Source organism: Asticcacaulis sp. MM231 (assembly GCF_964186625.1).
In the GTDB taxonomy this organism is placed as follows: domain Bacteria; phylum Pseudomonadota; class Alphaproteobacteria; order Caulobacterales; family Caulobacteraceae; genus Asticcacaulis.
In genome coordinates, this window is sequence record NZ_OZ075108.1 from 1183471 (window position 1) to 1202575 (window position 19105).

Sequence of the window (19105 nt, forward strand, 5' to 3'; positions counted from 1 at the left end):
TGTTTGAGGGAAGTCTATGACAATCAGGCGATTTGCGCCAGCCCACGATCGAGGGCGGCGATCAGGTCTTCGGAATCTTCCAGGCCAATGCTGAGACGCAGGAGGCCATCGGTGATGCCGGCGGTCGCCAGGGCGGCCGGCGACATGGCGGCATGGGTCATCGAGGCCGGATGCACGATCAGGCTTTCGATACCGCCGAGCAATTCGGCTAGCGAGAACAGGTCGATGACATCGAACAACTGTTTCACGGCTTCGACACCGCCGGCCAGTTCAAAGCTCATCATGGCGCCGGGGCCGGCCTGCTGCTTTTTGGACAGTTCGTGTTGGGGATGCGACGGCAGGCCGGGATAATGGACGGCTTTGACCTTGGCATGACCGGCCAGATATTCGGCGATCGCCTGCGCTGATTGTTGTTGCTGGCGGATGCGGACGAACAGGGTCCGGACGCCGCGCAGGGTCATGTAGCTGTCGAACGGTGCGGCCGTAGCACCGACGCAGTTGGCCCACCAGCGATAGGTGGTGACGTCTTCGGGGGTGGTGCAGACGAGCGCGCCGCCGATGACATCGGAATGGCCGTTGATATATTTGGTTGTCGAATGGACAACGAAATCGGCGCCGAACTTGATCGGGTTTTGCAGGGCGGGCGACAGGAAGGTGTTATCGACCGCCACTTTCGCCCCAGCCTTGTGGCCCATAGCGATAAGCTTTTCTAGATCGATCAGACGCATCAAGGGGTTGGACGGCGTTTCAAGGAGGAGCAGGGCGGTTGGCTCGGAAAGGGCGGCTTCGATAGCCGCGTCATCGCCCTGATCGACATAGACCAGATCGATCAGGCCTTGTTTGGCGCGGGCATTGAGCAGGCGCTGGGTGCCGCCGTAGCAATCATGCGGCACGACAACGCGCTTATTGCCGGGCAGATCTTGCCACAGCAGATCGAGCGCTGCCAGACCGGAGGCGACCATGACCGCGCCGACGCCGCCTTCCAACTCGGCGATGACCTCGGCGATGATTTCGCGCGTCGGGTTGCCGGAGCGGGCATAGTCATATGAACGCTTCTTGCCGAAGCCCTCGAAGGTGTAGTTGGTCGTCAGGTAGATCGGCGGCATGACCGCGCCATGCGCCGGATCGGAATCGATGCCGATATTGATGACCTTGGTGCCGAGCTTGGCGTCTTTGAGATAGTCTTTGGACATTTTATACTTCTAGTGAGGTGCGAACGATATCAGACACGAGTTTGATTTCCTTGAGGAAAGCATCGTGGCCATAAAGTGAGGGAAAGTCGATGAAGACGCTGTCGGCCAGGGTTTCCGCCAGCAGCTTCATGTCGCCATAGGGCACCAGTCGGTCGGTCGGCACGGCGGCAAGAAACACCTTGGCCTTGATCTTCGACGGATCGACGCGGTGACGGTCGAGGCTGTCCGACATCGAGATCCAGCGGTTGACGTCGGTGGCGGAATAGGCGTCGCCACGGGCGCGCAGGTACTGGCAGACAACATAGTTGTCGCCGGCGATGGCGGGCGGCGGACCGTCGAAACGCTCGGAAAATTCGGCGTCTGAGCGATAGGTCGTCATGGCCAGTTGGCGGGCCAGCGAAATCCCTTCGGCCGGCTTGCCGTTTTCGGCGCCGAATTTCAACAGGCGGCGTTGCAGCCCGCGGAAGGCGGTGGCCATGGGGTGTGCGCGGTGCGCCGCCGAGATAACGCACAGGCGCTCGACCGCATCGGGATAGAGTTCGGCGAAGGCCAGGCCGATCATGGCGCCATAAGAAGCGCCGATGAAGCTATAGATCTTATCAACATGGATCTGGTCGAGCAGCAGTTTCACCAGCCTGGCCTGATCATGGGTGGTGATGGTGTAGATATGCGAGGCCGGCAGGCGCGGCGCGAACTCGATGGATAGCACGCGATAACAGTTCAGATCGAGCGCTTCGCCGGGGCCGGCGACGCCTTCCCACCAGCCGGGCGCGGTATCGGTAGCGTCTTCCTTGGCGAACAGCACGCGACCGGCCGAGATGCCGCCGGCGGCCACAACCACGGGCGCATCCTTCGGGCCATAGAGCCGCGCCACCACATCTTCCTGTTCGAGCTTCATGCCGCTTTGCAGGCGAAAATCAGCGGGCAGGGGGGCGGTGATATCGGTCCCGATCAGATCAGGCGCGTTGAAATTTAGGGCATTCATGGTGTGTCCGGTCGCTACAAAATCTCACCGGACCAGACGGGAAAATACGCCTCATGGGCGTTGGGCTTCCGTCTCATCTGTCAGGGAAATGAGCCCTGTAGGAGTTGGCACCATACCAGAAATCTGGCGGTTGCCCCAGCGTCGTCGGGCCTTTCCCTCGGCTGGTCTCGATGAGTGGTTCGCTTATGCGGAAAAACCCCAGTTTCGTCAAGAGGTCAGTTTCGTCAAGAGGTGAGTGAATGGCTTTCGCTCATGGCCCGCTCAAGCGTATCATAGACGCGCGCGTCCTGCATCTGGGCGATGTTGAACCGCATAAAGCTGCGCGCGCCCTGCGACAGGCTGAAGGCATTGCCCGGCGCCAAAACCACCTTTTCAGTCAGTGCCAGCCGCGCCACTTCGGACGCATCGATCTCCTCCGGCAACTGGCACCACAGCAACATGCCGGCCTGCGGCATATGCCATGGCTGTATACCGATCTTCGCCAGTTTGCCGGCCACGACCGGGCGCAGCACCGCCAGTTTTTCACGTACATCGGCGATATGCTTACGGTAGTGGCCGCTGCTTAGCAGGTGGTAGATCAGTTCTGCCGCCAGAGGTTCATGGCTGAAGGTGGTGGCGATTTTCAGATCGATCAGTGGCGCGATCCACTCAGGCTTCGCAGCGATGAAGCCGCAGCGCACGGCGGCGGAGAGGGTTTTGGAAAAACTGCCGATATGAATGACGCGTTCAAGGCCGTCGAAAGCCGCAAGGCGCGGCGCCGGCGTATGCTCGAAATCGGCGTAGATATCGTCCTCGATAATCAGCAGGTCGTGCGCCTGCGCCAGCCTGAGCAGGCGATGGGCGGTTACAGGCGAAAGCGTGGCGCCGGTCGGGTTATGCAGGGCGCTGTTGGTGATGTAGAGGCGTGGTTTGTGCGTGATCAGGGCGTCGGCGAAGGCATTGATGTCGGGGCCGCTCGGCGTTACCGGCACGCCCACGACGGTGACGCGGTGAGCACGCAGAAGGGCGAGAAAGTTAAAATAGCAGGGATCGTCGACCAACACCGTATCGCCGGGGCTGAGCAGGAAACGGCACACCAGATCGATCGACTGGGTGCCAGAGCCGGTCACCATGATTTGAGCGGGCGCGGCTTCGATGCCGTGTTCGGACAGACGGCGGGACAGCAACTGCCGCAAGGAGGCATAGCCCAGCGGCGTGGCGTATTCGGTGAGGTTGGTGGCGCTGCTGCGCGCAAGTGTGCGCAAAGATCGGCGGATGTCATCCTCGGGCATCCAGGACGCCGGCAGCCAGCCGCATCCAGGCTTGAGGTAATCTGTCTCGGTTTCCAGGGATTGCCGCGAGACCCACAAAGGATCGACCTGAAGATCTAGCTTCGGACCTATGTCAGCCAGGGCCAGAGGCGCGTGAGAAGCGGCGACGAAAAAGCCGGAACCGCGCCGCGCGGCGATCACGCCTTCGGCCAGCAGACGGTCATAGGCTTCGACTACGGTGGATTTCGAGACCTTCTGCGCCTCCGCCATGGCACGGATCGAGGGCAGGCGCGACCCTTGCGACAATTGCTGGCGCGTGATGCGGTCACGGATCTGGTCCATGACGTGCGTGGTCAGGGTGGCGGTTGCGCTCATAACTGTACTGGTCTCCGTACCATAACGGTTTGATGAAATTTTACTGGACCTTGCCTGTTAAGGCCAGTCTTTCTTTTGCATAGAGCCGGTTCGTATCAGTGAGGCTGTGATGGATAAGAAGACAATCGGATGGATCAATGGCGGGCTGGGTATACTGGCTTTTAGCGGCTCATTGCCGGCCACGAAGGTGGCGGTGCAGGTGATGTCGCCTCTGTTCCTGACCAGTGCGCGGGCGGTGATCGCGGCCATGCTGGCGGCTGTCTGTCTGGTGGTGTTCCGTGCGGCGCGACCGGAAAAGCGCGATCTTGTGTCGCTTATTCTGGTGGCGCTGGGCGTGGTGGTCGGTTTTCCGCTGCTGTCGGCCATGGCGCTGCAACACATCAATTCGGTCCATTCGATCGTCTTCACCGGTCTGCTGCCGATCTCGACGGCGGTGTGCGCCAGTCTGCTGGGCGAAAAGCATCCGCCGCGATTGTTCTGGCTGTTTTCGGGCTTAGGTGGCTCCTGCATCGTGATCTACGCCCTGACGCAAGGCTTCGCGGTATCGCCGGTGGGGGATCTGCTGATGCTGGCCGCTATCGCCGTGTGCGGTTTCGGCTATGCCGAGGGCGCGCGGCTATCGCGCCGGCTGGGCGGCTGGCAGGTCATCTGCTGGGCGCTGCTGGTGGCCTCGCCGGTCATGCTGGTGCTGGGATTGATGACACAGCCGGCCGATTTTTCGGTGATCGGTTGGCCCGCCTGGTTGAGCCTTGGCTATGTCTCGCTGTTTTCCATGCTGATCGGTTTCATGTTCTGGTATCGCGGACTGGCCATGGGTGGGATCGCGGCTGTGGGTCAGTTGCAACTGTTGCAGCCGTTTCTGGCGCTGATACTGGCGGCGTGTCTGCTGAAAGAGCCGATCGGAGGGGCTGTGGTTGGGGTGATGATCGCCATCGTGGCCTGCGTGGCAGGGGCGAAGCGGTTCGCGTCTTGATCTTTCAATCCTTTTTTTCGTCGTTTGGATAGAAGGTGGGTAAGCCAAGTTCGCCTTCAGGCAGCGCGCCTTTCCAATGAAGCTCTTTATCCGTATTTTTCCGGATGTAGCTAAGGTGCATCTCTATGGCCCTCATGGCCGTAAAAAGAGCGCCTAACGGGTCCACGCCTGGGACGCGCTGAAGGCTTCCGTCACCCATCTGATACCAGCAGAACATGGGGGCTTGGGTCTTGTTCGGATTCCAAATCCTGACGACGAGTTTTCGCCCGTCACCATAGTGGTAGGTTCTTGTGAACAGAGGTTTTCCAAGGCGATCTGCTTGCATATTTGATCCTCTCTATGTTGTGGCCTTGGCTGGCCGGAGCCGGCTCCATTCCGACAGGATGATGCCGGCGCTCACCAGGCCAAGCGCGATCAGATGATAGGTATGCAGCGGTTCGCGCAGGATAATGACCGCCAGAAACACACCGAAGATCGGCAGCAGGTTGATGAACAGTCCGGCGCGGTTGGCGCCGATCCGCTCGATGCCGGCGATATAGGTGGCTGAGGCGATCAGGGCCACGAAGACAGAGGCGTAGACGACCACGCCCCAGCCGGTGGCGTCGGGGGCGGGGAAGGGGTGCGTCAGGAAGCGCCAGATCAGGACAGGCACACACGTGATGGCCGCGCCAATACAGGGAATGGCCAGCAGGCTCTGCCAGTGCATGACGGGCTTCCATTTCAGGCTGACCGAGTAGCCGCCATAGATCAGCACGGCCAGCAGCATCATGATATCGCCAATATTGAACTGGAGGCGCAGCAACTGGGCGATGTCGCCATGGGTTGCAGTCAGGATAACACCGGACAGGGTGAGGGCAAAGCCGATCAGTTGCGCTACCGTGGCGCGGGTGCGGAGCAGCAGGTAGTTGCCGAGGAAGATAATGAAGGGGATGCCGGCCTGTTCGATCATCACATTGATGACGTTGGTTTGGGTCAGGGCCGAATACAGGAAGATGTTGAACAGGGCGAAACCGCTGACGCCATAGGCCATCAGGAGCGGCCAGTGTTTGACGATGACCGGCCAGTCAGCTTTCAGGTGTTTGATCGACAAGGCAGTGATGATCAGCGCCGCGATCGACCAGCGTAAGGCCGTCAGCAGAATGGGATCGATATGCCCGGCGGCGATCTTGCCCGCCACGCTGTTGCCGGCCCAGATCAGGCTGGTCAGGATCAGAAGGCCATATGCTTGCAGAAGGGCGGGACGGTTGTGCATGAACCGCTCATAACGGTAAGTGCTTGTCAGATAAAGCGGGATTTGCGGGACAGGCGTTTGGGTTCAATGCCCATTTGATCGGCCACGATCTGGGTGATCGCCTTCCAGACAGTTTGTGGTGTAAGGGCTGCGCCCTCTGTGGCAAGCCGATGCAGGTTTCTGGCCGCCAGACTGGAAGCCAGTTCGCCGACCGTCTTTTGCTCAGGCAAGCGGGCCGGGAAAAAGCGCGCGGCGATTGCAAGCAGAAAGATGGCGCTCAATAAGCCTGTTAAAAACGCCCAACCACCGAATGCGAAAAACACAGGGACATTTATCAACAAGGCAAGGGCCACAGCCATCAGGCAGCCGAAACCGCTTATCGACAATTCTGGTGCCGACCAGTCTCCGAGCCGGTGCGTGACGGCTCTATAATCAAGGTCGGTCAACGTGCGCAACGGTGTTGATGGTGAAAGTCTGCGAGGTGAACCGGTGCGATGGATGGCGGCCTTAAGTCGATAAAAACTCATGCTGGTCGCGCACTTGTTTCCGCCTCTGTTAAGTTTTTTAGCTTCCTGGTAGATCAGATCATGCAACTCACCCAAGGTGTGAATGTGCGCGAAAGCTTCATCAGGAAATTTAACGCCGAGGGACTCTTCGATTGCTATAACAACGTCGATGAAATCATCGTCCATATCTATGTCGTAAATGATCCTGGCATATTCCTGCATGGAGGCAGGACATCCCCGGCGGGAGCTGTTGTCAAGCCGCCGAAACGGTTGCGCTCGAAACCAACGCCAAGAATCTTAACGCTAAAGACGTTTTTTCTTGGCTCCGGCGTCAAAGTCTTATAGCGACCGTGCAAATTGGTCTGAAACGGGTGAATTATGTCTGTCCTCGTCATTAAATTTGGTGGTTCGGTTCTCACGAGCGAAAGTGCTCTGCAACGCGCTGTGGCGGAAATCTATCGCTATGTGCGTGACGCCCACAAGGTGATCGCCGTGGTCTCGGCCTTCAAAGGCCAGACCGATCAGCTTTTGCGCCTGGCCGGCAGCTACACGCAGGCCTCGGTGTCTTCGGCCACACCGCATCTGGTGGCGACCGGCGAAATGCGCGCCGCCACCCTGCTGGCCATGGCCGCCGAGCGTTCGGGCATCGTGACGCAGTTCCGCTCGGCCAACGAGATCGGGCTGATCGCCGAGGGTGAGCACCTCAACGCCAATCCGGTGTCGATCCGGGCTGAGGTCCTGACCGGTGATCTGGAAAAGGTCGATCTGGTCGTGGTGCCGGGCTATGTGGCGGAAAATGCTGCCGGCGAGCCGGTGCTGATGGGCCGCGGCGGTTCCGACCTGACGGCGGTCTATATCGCCCAGGCGCTCGGCATCGATGCCCGCCTGATCAAGGATGTGGACGCGGTTTATGACGGCGATCCTGCCACAGTAGGCGATTCCGTCCGACCCTACGAATCCTTAAGCTGGGACGAAGCCCTCAAGATCGCCTTCCCGGTGGTGCAGGGCAAGGCCATGCGCTTCGCCGCCGATAACGGCCTGACGGTACAGGTCGCGGGCCTTGCCAAGGGTTACGAAACCACACTCGGCACCACGACCGCCTATCGCAAGGCGTCGGTGCTCAAGCGGCCCATCCGCATCGCGGTCATGGGCGCCGGTGGCGTCGGCTCGAAATTCCTCGAGCGCTGCCTGGAATGGCCGGAACTGATCGAGGTCGACCGCATTCTTGTGCGCGATGCCTCGAAGCGCCGCGATCATCCGCTGGCCGCCAAGTTCACCTCCGATGCGCGTTCTTTCGTGCGTAACGATGTCGATGTGTTTGTCGATATCGGCACCGGCGTATCGCCCTCGGCCGAACTGCTCGAAGGCTTCCTGAAGGCCGGCGTGTCGGTCACCAGCGCCAACAAGCAGGCTGTGGCGGCATCGGCCGACAAGCTGCGTGCCGCCGCCAAGGCCTCGGGCGCTATGCTGACCTATTCGGCCTCGGTCGGTGGCGGGGCACCGATCATCGAGGCGCTCAAACGCGCCGTGGCCGCCGGTCATAAGGTCAAGTCGCTGGCGGGCGTGCTCAATGGCACGTCGAACTTTGTCATCGATCAGGTCGAAGCCGGCAAGACCTTCGACGCCGCCATGGATGAAGCGCGTCGTCTGGGCTTCGCCGAGCCGGATTCGACCGCCGATCTCGACGGCACCGATGTCGGCGCCAAGCTGAAACTGCTGCGCGACATCGCCTTCCCCGGCCAGTCGCCCAAGCATATTGAAGTCGGTCAGATCACCGAGGACTCGCTGGTTATTCCTGCGGGCAAGGGCCTGCGCTATGTGGCGCGCGCCTACCCGACGCCGGAAGGCCTGCAAGGCTCGATGAAGCTGGAAGTGCTGGATGCCGATCATTATCTTGTCGGTGCCCGTGGCGAACAGAACCGCGCCATCATCGAATTGGATAATGATGAGACCTGGTATGTGACGGGCAAGGGCGCCGGCGCCTGGCCAACCTCGGAATCCCTGCTGGCCGATACGCTGCAAATCGCCCGCGAGATGCCCCTGAAGTAATGACATGACATAAGATGGACACCGCCGCCTTCAACGCCTTCTGCGCGACCTTGCCGCACTCGACCCACGTGGTGCAGTGGGGCGGGGCGGATGTCTGGAAGGTGGGTGGTAAGGTGTTTGCTATCGCCGGCTGGAATGACGGCGCAGGGTTATCGGTCAGTTTCAAGGTGACCCCGATCGGGTTCGAAATTCTGAGCGATGCCGAGGGATGCCGCCCTGCGCCCTATCTGGCTTCGCGTGGCATGACGTGGATTCAGGCGACCGATATCGCCGATGCGGATCTTATGGACCATGTGCGCGCGTCCTATGACATCATAGCCCGTGCCTTGCCGAAAAAGACGCAAAGAGAGCTGGGTTTGCTTAAGGGCTGAATCACCTCACCTTGACCTTGAGGTGATCCATGATTTGTCCGTTATGCGGCTCCGCCGAGGGCGATACGCTTTACAAGCTGGAAGAAGGTTATACGACGCGGCGCTGCAAGGCCTGCGCCTTTGTCTTCATGTCGCCACGCCCGACCGAAGACTATCTCAACACCTATTACAATCAGGCCGCCGTCTATAGTTATGAATCAGCCGTGGCGGAGGACTATGCCAACGCCATCAACGACAAGGTCGCGCTGATCGGCGGCTTCCTACAGCGTTTTCCACTGGTGTTGCGGTCCGGCAAGGCGGTCGATTTCGGCGCGGGGCAGGGGGCGACGGTCAAGGCGCTGTCCATGCTCGGATTCGATGCGGTGGGTGTCGAGATCAGCGAAAAGGCGCGCGTGGCGGCTAAGGCGCTGTTCGATGTGCCGATGCAGGGCGGCGATCTGGAAGCATTTGACGCCAAATCGCTCAGTTTTCTTAGTCTGTTTGATGTGCTGGAGCATATGCTCGATCCGAAAGCTTTTCTGCTAACGGCGAAAACGCGGCTCAAAGTCGGAGCGGGCTGTTTGATGGTGGTGCCGAACTTCAACAGTCTGGACCGGCTGACCCTGGGCGCCGGCTCTAAAGCGCTGATCTTCCCGGAGCATGTCAATCAGTTCACTGCTGCGACCCTGAAGAAGCTGTTCGAGGATTGCGGTTTCAAGGTGCTTTATACCGGATCTCCACCGCCTTACGGCGTGGCGATCAGCTTTGGCTGCCGGCGCGCTGTGTTGAAACTCTTTGGGCGTAATGACTTTTCGCAAGGCCTGAACAAGGCGTTGACCTGGCTGAAACGCTTTGTTGTTTATCCCCTGCCCAATGCTTTTGTCGAAAAAACCGGACTTCTGGGACAATCTCTCTTGATCCTGGCGGTGAAAGCGCGCGATTAGGCTGTTATGAACTCTGGACTCAAGATGAAGTCTGGGCTCAAGGCGCGAAGGGTTAGCGCCAACACAATGTGGTTCAAAGAACAAAGTCCAGTACATGAATTATCGCCACGGTTTTCACGCCGGAAATTTCGCCGATCTCGCCAAGCACGCCGCGGTCCTGACCCTGCTGCGCCTGATGCGCAAGGACGACAAGCCGCTGATGGTGGTCGATACCCATGCCGGCGCCGGCTACTATGACCTTTCCAATCCGGACTTTTCGCGCTCGAAAGAGGCCGAGGCCGGCATCAAGTACCTGATGAGCCGTGATGTGCCGGAAAGCCTTAAGCCATTGGCTGATTATGTCAGGGCGAAGAACCTGAAGGCCGGTTTCAAGGACCGCGTCGGTATCTATCCGGGATCGCCGACGCTTGTGCTCGATCACCAGCGCACGGGGGATGAGTATGTCGGCTGCGAACTGCGGCCCGATGACTTTGAGCTGTTACAGGAGCGCATCGAGCCGCGCGGTCAGGCGGTCAAGGCCGATGGCTATTTTATCGCCGTCGAGGCGGCGCAGGACAACAAGGACTTGTTTTACCTGATCGATCCGCCGTTTGAGAAGGCGGACGACTATGACCGCATCACCAAAACGGTCCACGCCGTCCTGACCCTGCGGCCAGAGGCGCGCTTCCTGATCTGGTTGCCGCTCAAGGATCTGGAGACCTTCAATTCGTGGTTGCGCCATATGGAGCGCGAGGTCAGCGAAGGCGATCTGGAGGGCGCGCCTGAAATTCTGGTGTCGGAATTGCGCCTGCGCTCGCTGTGGAACCCGATGAAGATGAATGGCTGCGCTCTGGTGGCGATCAATCCGCCGGCCGGTTTCCTGCCCGTGTTCACAACCATCTCCGAAGACGTGGTCAGGACTTTTGGTGAGGCTGACGGCAAGGCGGTTGTCAGGATATTGTGATCATACGCCTGATTGGCGAGTTCGGCGCGATGTGTTATGTTGCGTTGCAATAAGAGCGCTTTCCGAAAAGTGTGACGCACTTTTCGGATCAAAAAGCGCGTAAATGCAAACTCTAACCCGCACCAAACAGAGGCTGAGATGTTGAGCATGACCGATTTTCAAACGCCGAAATTCCCGCCCGTCGCCACGCCCGAAGAGATGAAGGCGGCATCGGAGAAGGTGATGAACTTCTGGGTGGGCGCGCTGTCGCCGATGTGGGTGCCGTTCTGGGCAGCATCGAGCTTTGGCCTGAGCGCCTGGGCAATGACGCAAAACCTCGCCAAGAGCGAAGGCCTGCTTAAGGATATGCCGCTGGCCGGTAGGTGGCCCGGTTTTAATGGCGTGTGGGGGGCGGCGGCTAACCTTCAGGACGAGGCGGTCAAGACCGCTGAAGCCGTGACCGAGCCCGTGGTCGAAGCCGCCAAGGAAGCGGTTGCCGAAGCGGTTCAGGCCGTGCCGGAGCCCGAGGTCGTGCTGGACCGGGTGATTGAGGCGCCGGTGGCTGTGGCCGATGCGGTCGTGGTGGAAGCGGGCAGTTTGAAGATGGCGGCTGAAGAAGCCGTCAAGGCCAGTGAGAGCGCTGCAAAAGAAACGGTGAAGGTTGAGCCCAAGCCGATCGCCAAGGCGGTTTCGGCGGTCAGGAAGCCTGTGAAGAAGGGTTGAGTTTCGCCGGGTAGATATCGATGACGATCGGCCGGTGATCCGAGCCATTGTCCGGCCCGACCTTGCGTCTTTGCAGGCTTAAACCTGAACCGGCGAACGCGTTATCAATGGCGATGCGGAAAACGCCGGGCAGCAAGGCCGGCCAGGTGCCGGTCGGGGCCGCCAGCGGGCGGAAGTTGTGCTCGCGGGCGAAGTCCTGCAGCAGATAGGCGCTGAGATCGCTGTTGAAGTCTCCGACGATAACGGTTTTGGCGTTTTGTTCCGGCCTTAAGTCCGTGCGCAGCCGCGCCATTTGTGACACCTGGCAGGTATGATCTAGGGGCTTGGGCTGGCACAGGTGAACTATGGCGACATGCAGCAAGCCTTGCGGCGTCTGGATATCGACCTGATCGAAACTGTAGCGCGTCTTTCCATGGCGATCACCGGCAATGGGATAGCGCGAATACAAGACCGCGTCGCGGTGTCTGTATTGATAAGGGTACTGGCTTTTCATTAGCGGCGTCAGGTTCTCGGCGGCGCCGCGGAAGTTTTCGACATTGGCGACGATGTCCGGCTTCTCCTTATCGATCCAGATTTTCAAATGCTCCGGCGTCTTGTTCATGATGTAGAGATTGGCGAACATCAGCCTCACCGGCGGCACGCTTTTATCGGCGGGTTTTTGCGAGATGAAGGCCTGTGGCGCCAGCGCCCACAGACCGATCAGCACAGCCAGCAACCCGATATGCCCGGCCCATTTTTCCCTTGCCCAGTAAAAGGCCAAGGTGACGACCAAAGTGGCGGATAGCACGGGCAGGGTGAAGATATCGAGCAGATAGAAAAAGGAATGATGAGAGTTGGTTACGCAGAGACTGGCCGCCATCAAGGCCGACAGGCTGATACAGATACACAGGAACGAACACAACAGCTTGAGCAGGCGCATCGGGCGGCGTTTTCCAATCGGTATTGACAAGAACGGCGTTCGCACCGCACCTTAAAAATATGGTAAATAGTCTCGTCTCGGGGGGCAAGGGTCATGCTGGCAAAAACACACGACGATATCCGTCGTATCTATGACACGGTCGAGACGGTCAAGCGCTTGTCGGACCGAATTATCGGCATTGGGCCGATCAATATCATCGGCCTCGATGGTATACTGGCGCTGCTGCCCATCCCCGGTTTGTCGACGGTCTATTCGGTGGGGGCAGGGCTTATCCTCCTCACGCAAGGTCTGCGCGCGCGGGTCACCGCCGGCACGCTGGCGACCTCGGTGGTTATTCTGCTGATCGACAGCGGCCTGACAACGGTCGAGGATGTGGTGAAAATGATACCCGGCGCCGGCGCCTTGCTCGGCCTTATACCCGGCGGTATTGACGCCATCTTTCAGGGGCATCTTTACGCCGCGCACCTGATCCAGAAGGACATCAAGCTGACGACCTATGTTGAAGGCAAGGCTGCGGACGCCATGCGCGACGGCAGCCATCAGGACCATGTCGCTGATATGCGCGTCACCAAGGGCAAGAAGCGCATCGTTTATCTGGGTTAGCGAGCCCGCCGCCGCTGTTGCGGCTGGCCTTGCGGCGTTTGAGCAAAAAAAGTTTAAATAATCCCCTTCCGCTTCGGGTGCTTCATGCTTTCGGGGCTAACCCTGAAAGCGAAGGTGAGCCGTGAGCGAAACGACCCCCAGACTATCCTTGCCGCTGATCGGCGATCACACCCAGAAGCGCATCGTCATGAACGCCGTGCTGATGAAGCTGGAAGCGCTGGTGCAGGCGCAAGTGATGAGCCGCACCACAGCCGCTCAACCCGCAAGTCCGCTTGATGGCGACAGCTATATCCTGCCGACCAGCCCGACGTGCGCCTTCTGGAGCCTTTTCACGGCCGGCAGTTTTCTGCGCGCGGAGGGTGGCACCTGGGAAGTGGTGATCTTTCCGGAGGGTGCCATCGTCCATATCCGCGACGAGCACATCTTCCTGATCCGTACCGCTACAGGCTGGGCGCCGTTTGAGGACGTTCTGCGGCAATTGTCGAACCTGACGGGTCTTGGCGTCGGCACCGCGCCGGACGTGTTTGGACGCCCCCTAAAATGCAAGCAAAATCTCTGTTGATCATGAACAATATGGTCGGGTGCTGACGTGTGTCCGGCCTCAAGATGCGACCTTCATACGTCGCGGGCCCTTATGGAAGTTCGCAGATCTGGTCCAATACGCTTACCCGCACTCGATGTGCACATCCGGCGCCTGAGTCTCCTGACCTGTCTAGTCGACCGCTTGTCCGTAATCTCCTTTGACCCTGCCCACATTATTTAGTCGTTGATCATGTGCCCATGTCACCGACTAAATTTCATTTCGTACTGACGCCCAATGGACCATTGGCACTGTATATCCCACCGTTCGTCATCAACGCCCAGGCTATACGAGCCGTTCGATTGGCAAGTGCAACCGTAATAAGCATGGGATGCTTTTTGCCCAACATACGGCTTAGCCAAGATCCCTCGGGAGCGCCATGGCGGGCAGCCCATCGGACAACGGATGCCGCGCCGATGATCAATAATCGGCGCAAATCTCGTTGGCCCATCTTGGATGTTTTACCGAGTTTCGTCTTGCCACCCTTAGAATTCTGCCTGGGCGTCAGTCCCAACCATGCCGAAAAATCGCGGCCCTTTGTAAAACTCGCTGAAGGCGGAGCCAACGCCTCATGGGCCGTAGCGATGACTGGTCCTATCCCCGGAATGGTCATCAGGCGCTTCGCGATATCATCTTCTTTGGCACGGCGTGCGATCTCCGCATCCAGCTGTTTAATTTTGGTTTTTAACTGCCACAACATCTCAACTAGAGGCGCGCAGGTCGCCCTTGCCAGCTCTGGCAGGTCGCACGCCGGATCATCGAGCTTGGCGATCAAGCTGCCGACGTGGGCCGGACCAGCAGGAACGTAAATCCCGAATTCAGCCATGTGCCCTCGAAGAGCATTTATCAACTGAGTTTTCCGGCGGACAAACAAATCCCGGACCTTGAAAACCATGGACGCCGCTTGCTTGATGTCACTCTTGACTGCAACGAACCTCATGGTCGGCCTCATCGCTGCCTCGCAAATGGCTTCGGCATCGGCCGCGTCGTTCTTCTGTCGCTTTACGAATGGTTTGACGTAAACGGCTGGAAGCAGGCGGACTTCATGTCCCAGCTTCGCGATCTCCCGTCCCCAATAGTGGGCGCCGGCGCAGGCTTCCATAGCGACAATGCATCGCTCCAAGCCCGCAAGATAGGGAAGCAACTGGCTGCGGGAAATCTTACGACGAAGCAGAACGGCGCCCTTGAAATCCGCCACATGAACTTGGATCGTATTCTTTGCCAAATCGAGACCAACAATGTTAAACTTTTCCACGGACGCTTCCTCTCTTGCTTGGTCCCCAATGACCATTCTGGCACTTTGATGCCGTCGAGTGGGGGCGTCCACCCCATCGCTTACAATGTGCTGGCCGTCAAAGGGGCGGCGGCCTTGCTAAGCGCCAAACCGGCGTCTGAGGGCGGCAGCGGCGATATCAGCCTTAGCCTCAACAAGGAAAGCGATGGCGATACGGCGCAGATCCTGCTCCAGAAGGGCTATAGCTCGCGGGCCATTCTAGGCCTGCTCGGTGATAACACGCTGAGCCTCAAGGTATCGCCCGATGGTGCGGCGTGGACGACCGCCCTGACCGCCGCCGATAATGGCAGGATTTCAGCGCGCTGGGGCATTCAGCCGCCGGCCTGGCCGATGAAAAGCACGCTCGGCGCAGGCGGCAAGCGCATCGGGCCTATCGGCATGACGACCACCAGTAATGCCGCGGTGACCGCCAACCGGCTCTATGTTGTGCCGGTGGCTGTTCCCTATGATCTGACAGTGGCGCTGAATGTGCGGGTGACGACGGGGGCGAGCGGTACTGTTCGCCTGGGTATCTATGCCGATAATCAGGGGCAGCCGGGGGCCTTGGTCGTCGACGCGGGCACGCTGACTACCACAACGGCAGGCGTGTTGGCGCTGGCCATTTCGCAGCCCTTGGGCGCTGGCATCTATTGGCTGGCGGCGGTTTTCAATGCAGCACCCTCAGTCAATATGGCCGTGAGCGCCGCCATGGGGCACGATTCGGCGTCCGCGACGTCCGCGACCGTAACCGGCTATTATCGCGCCTTCACCTATGCCGCCTTGCCGGCCGATGAAAGCGCGCAGGTCTACACCGCCCTTTCCGGCACGGCGCCGGCGCTTCTGGTGGGCTGATATGGAGCGGGGACTTTATCCGAAAGCCTCGGCCTTCAAGCTTGACCGCTGGGTGTGGCCGCATTTCACGCCGCTCGAACTGGCCTGCCGTTGCGGTAAATTCTGTGGTGGTGAATATTTTCATGACCCGGATTTTCTCGATGCGCTGGAAGCGGTACGTGTCAGGATCGGCTTGCCTTTACGCATCAATTCAGCACGACGCCGCGCCTTGCATAACGCGGCGGTGGGCGGGGCGCCGTTATCGCAGCATCGCGTCGCTCTGGCGGTCGATATCGACGTGGCCGGCTGGGGCGATAGGGCGCGCGGCGCCTTGCGCAAAGAAGCTCTGGCGGCGGGATTTACCGGTTTCGGCTACGGCACGAATTTTCTGCACCTGGATCGCCGGCGGCTGACCCCGCCGCGCACCCGTCCGGCGCAATGGGATTACAACACTGGAGGCATGACAAGATGGATGTCCTATCCTTGACCGACAGCACCTTGTCGATTGAGCCAAAGCTAAAAATGTAGGGTTTAAAGTGGTCGGGGCCCCTGTCTTTAAAACAGGGGCCCCGCTGGTGCCACGTGAGAGACTTCGAACTCTCGACCTCAGCCTTACCAAGGATGCGCTCTACCACTGAGCTAACGCGGCCCGACTACAAAAAGTAACCGAGGGCGGGGCTATAGCCAAAGTTTTGCAGAAGACAAAGCGAAAAGTGACGAACAAACGCGAAAAATCGCCGTGCTTGCAATTAATCCCCTGATTTCTTAAGTCAGAGCCTGCAAGTCGCAGTGAAATGTCATCCCGTCATGAATGATACCCCGGAAAAACCCGCCGCCCAACGTATGCAGCGCACGCAAGCCGAGATCAAGGCCGAGCGCTTGCAGGCGGCTTTGCGTGAAAACCTGCGCCGGCGGAAGGCCGCCAACACACCGGCCAGCGTGTCACCAACCGGGAGCGACGCTGATATTGCCGAAAAACCGGTTCAAAACGACGTGTAAAGACGGACGGGGTGTTGCGCAGGGCCTAATGTCATGTAGAACCGCCTATCCGCAGTTTGCGGACATTGGTTTCGAGTTCACGGACACATTATGGATCGCATTGCTATTGAGGGCGGCCACCCGCTCTTCGGAGACATCCCCGTTTCAGGCGCTAAGAACTCCGCCATCAAGCTGATGGCTGCGTCGCTGCTGACCTCCGAACCCGTGCGACTGACGAATATGCCGCGTCTGGCCGATACGCGCCTGCTCGGCCGCCTGCTGCAACGCTTCGGCACCCAGATTACTGAATCGGACGGGCCGGACGGTCCGCAGACCTTGCTGCATACGCCTGAAATCACCTCGTCCTTCGCACCCTATGATCTGGTGCGCCAGATGCGCGCCTCCTTCAATGTGCTGGGGCCTCTGATCGCCCGCACCGGCCACGCCAAGGTGTCCTTGCCCGGCGGCTGCACCATCGGCGCGCGCCCGGTCGATCTGCACCTGAAGGCGCTGGAAGCGCTTGGCGCCCATATCGACATGCACGAAGGCTATGTCTTCGCCCAGGCACCGCGTGGCCTGAAAGGCGCTGAGATCGAGTTTCCTTTCGTTTCGGTCGGTGCCACCGAGCACGCCCTGATGGCCGCCGTCCTGGCCCATGGCACGACCGTGATGAACAACGCCGCCTGCGAGCCAGAAATTGTTGATCTCGCCGAATGCCTGAACGCCATGGGCGCCAAGGTCAGCGGGGCAGGGACCAGCACCCTCGTCATCGAAGGCGTCACCAGCCTCAAGGGCGCCGACTGGTCGGTGATCTGCGATCGTATCGAAGCCGGCACCTATGCCGTGGCCGGCGCCATGGCCGGCGGCGAAGTACGCCTGACCAAGGTACGCCCCGAACTTATTTCCATCCTGCTCGATAAGCTGGTCGAAGCCGGTTGCGACGTTGAGCGCGGCGATAATACCGTCACTATCCGGCGTTCGGGCAAGATACGCCCCGTTGATGTCACGACCGACGTCTATCCCGGTTTTGCCACCGACCTGCAGGCGCAATTCATGGCGCTGATGGCCCTGGCCGAGGGCGAGAGCGTCATCCGCGAAACCATCTTCGAGAACCGCTTCATGCACGTGCCGGAACTGGGCCGTCTTGGCGCAGATATCCGCGTCACTGGCAATGAGGCGCGCGTCCACGGCGTCAGCGAGCTGCGTGGCGCACAGGTGATGGCGACCGATCTGCGCGCCTCGGCTTCGCTCGTGATCGCCGGATTGGCGGCGCGTGGCGAAACCATCGTCAATCGCGTTTATCACCTGGATCGTGGCTTTGAAAATCTCGAAGGCAAGCTGTCGGCCTGTGGCGCGGTGATCAAGCGTCTCAAGGGTGATGAGCCCATCATGGAAGACGAATAGATGGGACTTTTCGGGCTAGGTAAGGCGCCTGCCAAGCCTCTGCGCCTGATCGCGCATGAGGCAGATGACCTGCCGGCTATCTCCGCCCTTGTGCAGGATGCGGCCCTGCGTGTCGGCGATATTGCCTATGACCCCACGGGCCGCCATCTGACCCTGCGTATGAATTGCTTTTGCCATGAAGCCGGTGGTGCCATGCCCCTGCGAGCGCCCTCGGTTCTGCGCATCAGCGATGTCACCGCCATTAAGCGGCGCGGCATCGATCTGACGCAAACCCAGGGTGCGCTCAGCCTGCTCGATATATCCGCCGAAGCGCTGGAAGCGCCCGCCTTCGCCCTGACGCTGCGCTTTGCCGGCGGGACGGATAAGGATATCCGCCTTGAGGTCGAGTGTCTCGATGTCCTGCTGCTTGATCTGGCCGCGCCGCGCAGCGCCAAGAGCACGCCGCTTCACGAACTCTGAGGTTTAGGGCGCTTGCCAAAACAGAGTGAGTCGCGCATCCTTTGCGTTCTGAGCTGACTGCCCAATTGCCTGAAAGAAATGCCATGCGCCTTGCCCGTATCGATATCGACGAAGCCTCTCTGAGCGCCCCTTCCGATCAGGTCGAGCACGAGCGCAAGGTGGCGATGTTTGATCTGATTGAGAAGAACAGGTTCGAGCCTGAAGGCGCCGTCGAAGCCGGTTCGGAAGGCCCCTTCGATCTGCGGCTGGCTCTGGAAGACAACCGGCTGGTCTTCGATATTACCGGCCCTGACTTCGCCCGCAAGATCATGCTGTCCCTGGCGCCCTTCAAAACCATGCTGCGCGATTATCGCATGATCTGCGAGAGCTATTACGAAGCCTTAAAAAATGCCACGCCCGCGCAGATCGAGTCGATCGATATGGGGCGTCGCGGTGTCCATAACGAAGGTGCCGAGCTTTTGACTGAGCGCCTTAAGGGCAAGGTAGCTATTGACCACGAGACAGGGCGGCGGTTATTCACGCTTGTTAATGCCTTGGTGCGCAGCTAAGATCAGTCC

22 protein-coding genes, 1 tRNA gene and 1 riboswitch are annotated in these 19105 nt (G+C 59.6%); of the genes, 14 read left to right on the plus strand and 9 right to left on the minus strand.

The features are described from left to right. Positions 1-23 precede the first annotated feature (23 nt). From metB to ABQ278_RS05875, 3 genes are all read right to left on the minus strand, one after another. Entirely contained in the window at positions 24-1193 is a 1170-nt protein-coding gene (gene metB, locus ABQ278_RS05865) for a cystathionine gamma-synthase (RefSeq protein ID WP_349321643.1), read from the minus strand. A 1-nt stretch (position 1194) separates the two neighbouring features. Beyond that, positions 1195-2178 carry a homoserine O-succinyltransferase gene (locus ABQ278_RS05870; RefSeq protein ID WP_349321644.1) on the minus strand — a complete coding sequence of 328 codons (984 nt, stop codon included), beginning with the start codon at positions 2176-2178 and terminating at the stop codon, positions 1195-1197. A 70-nt stretch (positions 2179-2248) separates the two neighbouring features. Further along, a riboswitch (SAM riboswitch) is annotated at positions 2249-2355 on the minus strand. A 47-nt stretch (positions 2356-2402) separates the two neighbouring features. Continuing rightward, positions 2403-3803, minus strand: coding sequence for a PLP-dependent aminotransferase family protein (locus ABQ278_RS05875; RefSeq protein WP_349321645.1), 1401 nt, complete (start codon positions 3801-3803; stop codon positions 2403-2405). 109 nt (positions 3804-3912) lie between these two features. Between ABQ278_RS05875 and ABQ278_RS05880 the strand changes: the two genes are divergently transcribed. Beyond that, entirely contained in the window at positions 3913-4776 is an 864-nt protein-coding gene (locus ABQ278_RS05880; RefSeq protein WP_349321646.1) for a DMT family transporter, read from the plus strand. 4 nt (positions 4777-4780) lie between these two features. Here ABQ278_RS05880 and ABQ278_RS05885 read toward each other — a convergent pair whose 3' ends face one another. The 3 genes from ABQ278_RS05885 to ABQ278_RS05895 are packed head-to-tail and all read right to left on the minus strand — an operon-like array spanning position 4781 to position 6735. Beyond that, positions 4781-5101, minus strand: a complete 321-nt coding sequence (locus ABQ278_RS05885; protein WP_349321647.1) for a DUF6968 family protein — start codon at positions 5099-5101, stop codon at positions 4781-4783. A 12-nt stretch (positions 5102-5113) separates the two neighbouring features. After that, a complete protein-coding gene (locus tag ABQ278_RS05890) occupies positions 5114-6028 on the minus strand; it encodes a DMT family transporter (RefSeq protein ID WP_349321648.1) in 915 nt (304 codons plus the stop codon). Between the two features lie 26 nt (positions 6029-6054). Further along, positions 6055-6735 (minus strand): acyl carrier protein, encoded by a 681-nt coding sequence (locus ABQ278_RS05895; RefSeq protein ID WP_349321649.1) that lies wholly within the window; start codon positions 6733-6735, stop codon positions 6055-6057. 156 nt (positions 6736-6891) lie between these two features. Here ABQ278_RS05895 and ABQ278_RS05900 point away from each other — a divergent pair, with 156 nt between their 5' ends. The 5 genes from ABQ278_RS05900 to ABQ278_RS05920 all read left to right on the plus strand — a co-directional run bounded on the left by ABQ278_RS05900 (position 6892) and on the right by ABQ278_RS05920 (position 11501). Beyond that, positions 6892-8562 (plus strand): homoserine dehydrogenase, encoded by a 1671-nt coding sequence (locus tag ABQ278_RS05900; protein WP_349321650.1) that lies wholly within the window; start codon positions 6892-6894, stop codon positions 8560-8562. Positions 8563-8576: 14 nt separating this feature from the next. Next, positions 8577-8933, plus strand: coding sequence for an MmcQ/YjbR family DNA-binding protein (locus ABQ278_RS05905; RefSeq protein ID WP_349321651.1), 357 nt, complete (start codon positions 8577-8579; stop codon positions 8931-8933). A 29-nt stretch (positions 8934-8962) separates the two neighbouring features. Continuing rightward, positions 8963-9856 (plus strand): class I SAM-dependent methyltransferase, encoded by an 894-nt coding sequence (locus ABQ278_RS05910; protein WP_349321652.1) that lies wholly within the window; start codon positions 8963-8965, stop codon positions 9854-9856. A gap of 94 nt (positions 9857-9950) precedes the next feature. Next, positions 9951-10799 carry a 23S rRNA (adenine(2030)-N(6))-methyltransferase RlmJ gene (gene rlmJ / locus ABQ278_RS05915; protein ID WP_349321653.1) on the plus strand — a complete coding sequence of 283 codons (849 nt, stop codon included), beginning with the start codon at positions 9951-9953 and terminating at the stop codon, positions 10797-10799. A 147-nt stretch (positions 10800-10946) separates the two neighbouring features. Beyond that, on the plus strand, positions 10947-11501 hold the full coding sequence (locus ABQ278_RS05920; RefSeq protein WP_349321654.1) for a hypothetical protein: 555 nt from the start codon (positions 10947-10949) through the stop codon (positions 11499-11501). On the opposite strand, the gene ABQ278_RS05925 is transcribed toward ABQ278_RS05920, so the two are convergent. Beyond that, positions 11476-12420: an endonuclease/exonuclease/phosphatase family protein gene (locus ABQ278_RS05925; protein ID WP_349321655.1), complete on the minus strand. Its 945-nt coding sequence runs from the start codon at positions 12418-12420 to the stop codon at positions 11476-11478. The two genes, ABQ278_RS05920 and ABQ278_RS05925, sit on opposite strands and share 26 nt — an antisense overlap. Before the next feature lie 93 nt (positions 12421-12513). Between ABQ278_RS05925 and ABQ278_RS05930 the strand changes: the two genes are divergently transcribed. Further along, on the plus strand, positions 12514-13023 hold the full coding sequence (locus ABQ278_RS05930; protein ID WP_349321656.1) for a DUF4112 domain-containing protein: 510 nt from the start codon (positions 12514-12516) through the stop codon (positions 13021-13023). Between the two features lie 121 nt (positions 13024-13144). After that, complete coding sequence (locus ABQ278_RS05935; RefSeq protein ID WP_349321657.1) at positions 13145-13585, plus strand: DUF2793 domain-containing protein; 441 nt, start codon at positions 13145-13147, stop codon at positions 13583-13585. Between the two features lie 235 nt (positions 13586-13820). Here ABQ278_RS05935 and ABQ278_RS05940 read toward each other — a convergent pair whose 3' ends face one another. Then, a complete protein-coding gene (locus ABQ278_RS05940) occupies positions 13821-14858 on the minus strand; it encodes an IS110 family transposase (RefSeq protein WP_349321658.1) in 1038 nt (345 codons plus the stop codon). Positions 14859-14906: 48 nt separating this feature from the next. Here ABQ278_RS05940 and ABQ278_RS05945 point away from each other — a divergent pair, with 48 nt between their 5' ends. Then, complete coding sequence (locus tag ABQ278_RS05945; RefSeq protein ID WP_349321659.1) at positions 14907-15728, plus strand: hypothetical protein; 822 nt, start codon at positions 14907-14909, stop codon at positions 15726-15728. A 1-nt stretch (position 15729) separates the two neighbouring features. After that, a complete protein-coding gene (locus ABQ278_RS05950) occupies positions 15730-16194 on the plus strand; it encodes a D-Ala-D-Ala carboxypeptidase family metallohydrolase (protein WP_349321660.1) in 465 nt (154 codons plus the stop codon). Between the two features lie 86 nt (positions 16195-16280). Here the strand turns inward: ABQ278_RS05950 and ABQ278_RS05955 are convergent. Then, positions 16281-16356: transfer RNA gene (locus ABQ278_RS05955), tRNA-Thr, on the minus strand. A 158-nt stretch (positions 16357-16514) separates the two neighbouring features. Here ABQ278_RS05955 and ABQ278_RS05960 point away from each other — a divergent pair. From ABQ278_RS05960 to ABQ278_RS05975, 4 genes are all read left to right on the plus strand, one after another. Further along, positions 16515-16706 carry a hypothetical protein gene (locus ABQ278_RS05960; protein ID WP_349321661.1) on the plus strand — a complete coding sequence of 64 codons (192 nt, stop codon included), beginning with the start codon at positions 16515-16517 and terminating at the stop codon, positions 16704-16706. 90 nt (positions 16707-16796) lie between these two features. Next, positions 16797-18089: a UDP-N-acetylglucosamine 1-carboxyvinyltransferase gene (murA, locus tag ABQ278_RS05965; RefSeq protein ID WP_349321662.1), complete on the plus strand. Its 1293-nt coding sequence runs from the start codon at positions 16797-16799 to the stop codon at positions 18087-18089. After that, positions 18090-18548, plus strand: coding sequence for a DUF2948 family protein (locus tag ABQ278_RS05970; protein WP_349321663.1), 459 nt, complete (start codon positions 18090-18092; stop codon positions 18546-18548). A gap of 83 nt (positions 18549-18631) precedes the next feature. Beyond that, entirely contained in the window at positions 18632-19096 is a 465-nt protein-coding gene (locus tag ABQ278_RS05975; RefSeq protein WP_349321664.1) for a UPF0262 family protein, read from the plus strand. The last annotated feature ends 9 nt before the right edge of the window (positions 19097-19105 follow it).

Coding starts and splice junctions, on each gene's coding strand:
- ABQ278_RS05960 (WP_349321661.1), top strand. CDS start 16,515: ATGAATGATACCCCGGAAAAACCCGCCGCCCAACGTATGCAGCGCACG.
- rlmJ (WP_349321653.1), top strand. CDS start 9,951: ATGAATTATCGCCACGGTTTTCACGCCGGAAATTTCGCCGATCTCGCC.
- ABQ278_RS05900 (WP_349321650.1), top strand. CDS start 6,892: ATGTCTGTCCTCGTCATTAAATTTGGTGGTTCGGTTCTCACGAGCGAA.
- ABQ278_RS05925 (WP_349321655.1), bottom strand. CDS start 12,420: ATGCGCCTGCTCAAGCTGTTGTGTTCGTTCCTGTGTATCTGTATCAGC.
- ABQ278_RS05930 (WP_349321656.1), top strand. CDS start 12,514: ATGCTGGCAAAAACACACGACGATATCCGTCGTATCTATGACACGGTC.
- ABQ278_RS05885 (WP_349321647.1), bottom strand. CDS start 5,101: ATGCAAGCAGATCGCCTTGGAAAACCTCTGTTCACAAGAACCTACCAC.
- ABQ278_RS05975 (WP_349321664.1), top strand. CDS start 18,632: ATGCGCCTTGCCCGTATCGATATCGACGAAGCCTCTCTGAGCGCCCCT.
- ABQ278_RS05905 (WP_349321651.1), top strand. CDS start 8,577: ATGGACACCGCCGCCTTCAACGCCTTCTGCGCGACCTTGCCGCACTCG.
- ABQ278_RS05910 (WP_349321652.1), top strand. CDS start 8,963: ATGATTTGTCCGTTATGCGGCTCCGCCGAGGGCGATACGCTTTACAAG.
- ABQ278_RS05880 (WP_349321646.1), top strand. CDS start 3,913: ATGGATAAGAAGACAATCGGATGGATCAATGGCGGGCTGGGTATACTG.
- ABQ278_RS05895 (WP_349321649.1), bottom strand. CDS start 6,735: ATGCAGGAATATGCCAGGATCATTTACGACATAGATATGGACGATGAT.
- ABQ278_RS05890 (WP_349321648.1), bottom strand. CDS start 6,028: ATGCACAACCGTCCCGCCCTTCTGCAAGCATATGGCCTTCTGATCCTG.
- ABQ278_RS05870 (WP_349321644.1), bottom strand. CDS start 2,178: ATGAATGCCCTAAATTTCAACGCGCCTGATCTGATCGGGACCGATATC.
- ABQ278_RS05920 (WP_349321654.1), top strand. CDS start 10,947: ATGACCGATTTTCAAACGCCGAAATTCCCGCCCGTCGCCACGCCCGAA.
- ABQ278_RS05945 (WP_349321659.1), top strand. CDS start 14,907: ATGCCGTCGAGTGGGGGCGTCCACCCCATCGCTTACAATGTGCTGGCC.
- murA (WP_349321662.1), top strand. CDS start 16,797: ATGGATCGCATTGCTATTGAGGGCGGCCACCCGCTCTTCGGAGACATC.
- ABQ278_RS05950 (WP_349321660.1), top strand. CDS start 15,730: ATGGAGCGGGGACTTTATCCGAAAGCCTCGGCCTTCAAGCTTGACCGC.
- ABQ278_RS05970 (WP_349321663.1), top strand. CDS start 18,090: ATGGGACTTTTCGGGCTAGGTAAGGCGCCTGCCAAGCCTCTGCGCCTG.
- ABQ278_RS05875 (WP_349321645.1), bottom strand. CDS start 3,803: ATGAGCGCAACCGCCACCCTGACCACGCACGTCATGGACCAGATCCGT.
- metB (WP_349321643.1), bottom strand. CDS start 1,193: ATGTCCAAAGACTATCTCAAAGACGCCAAGCTCGGCACCAAGGTCATC.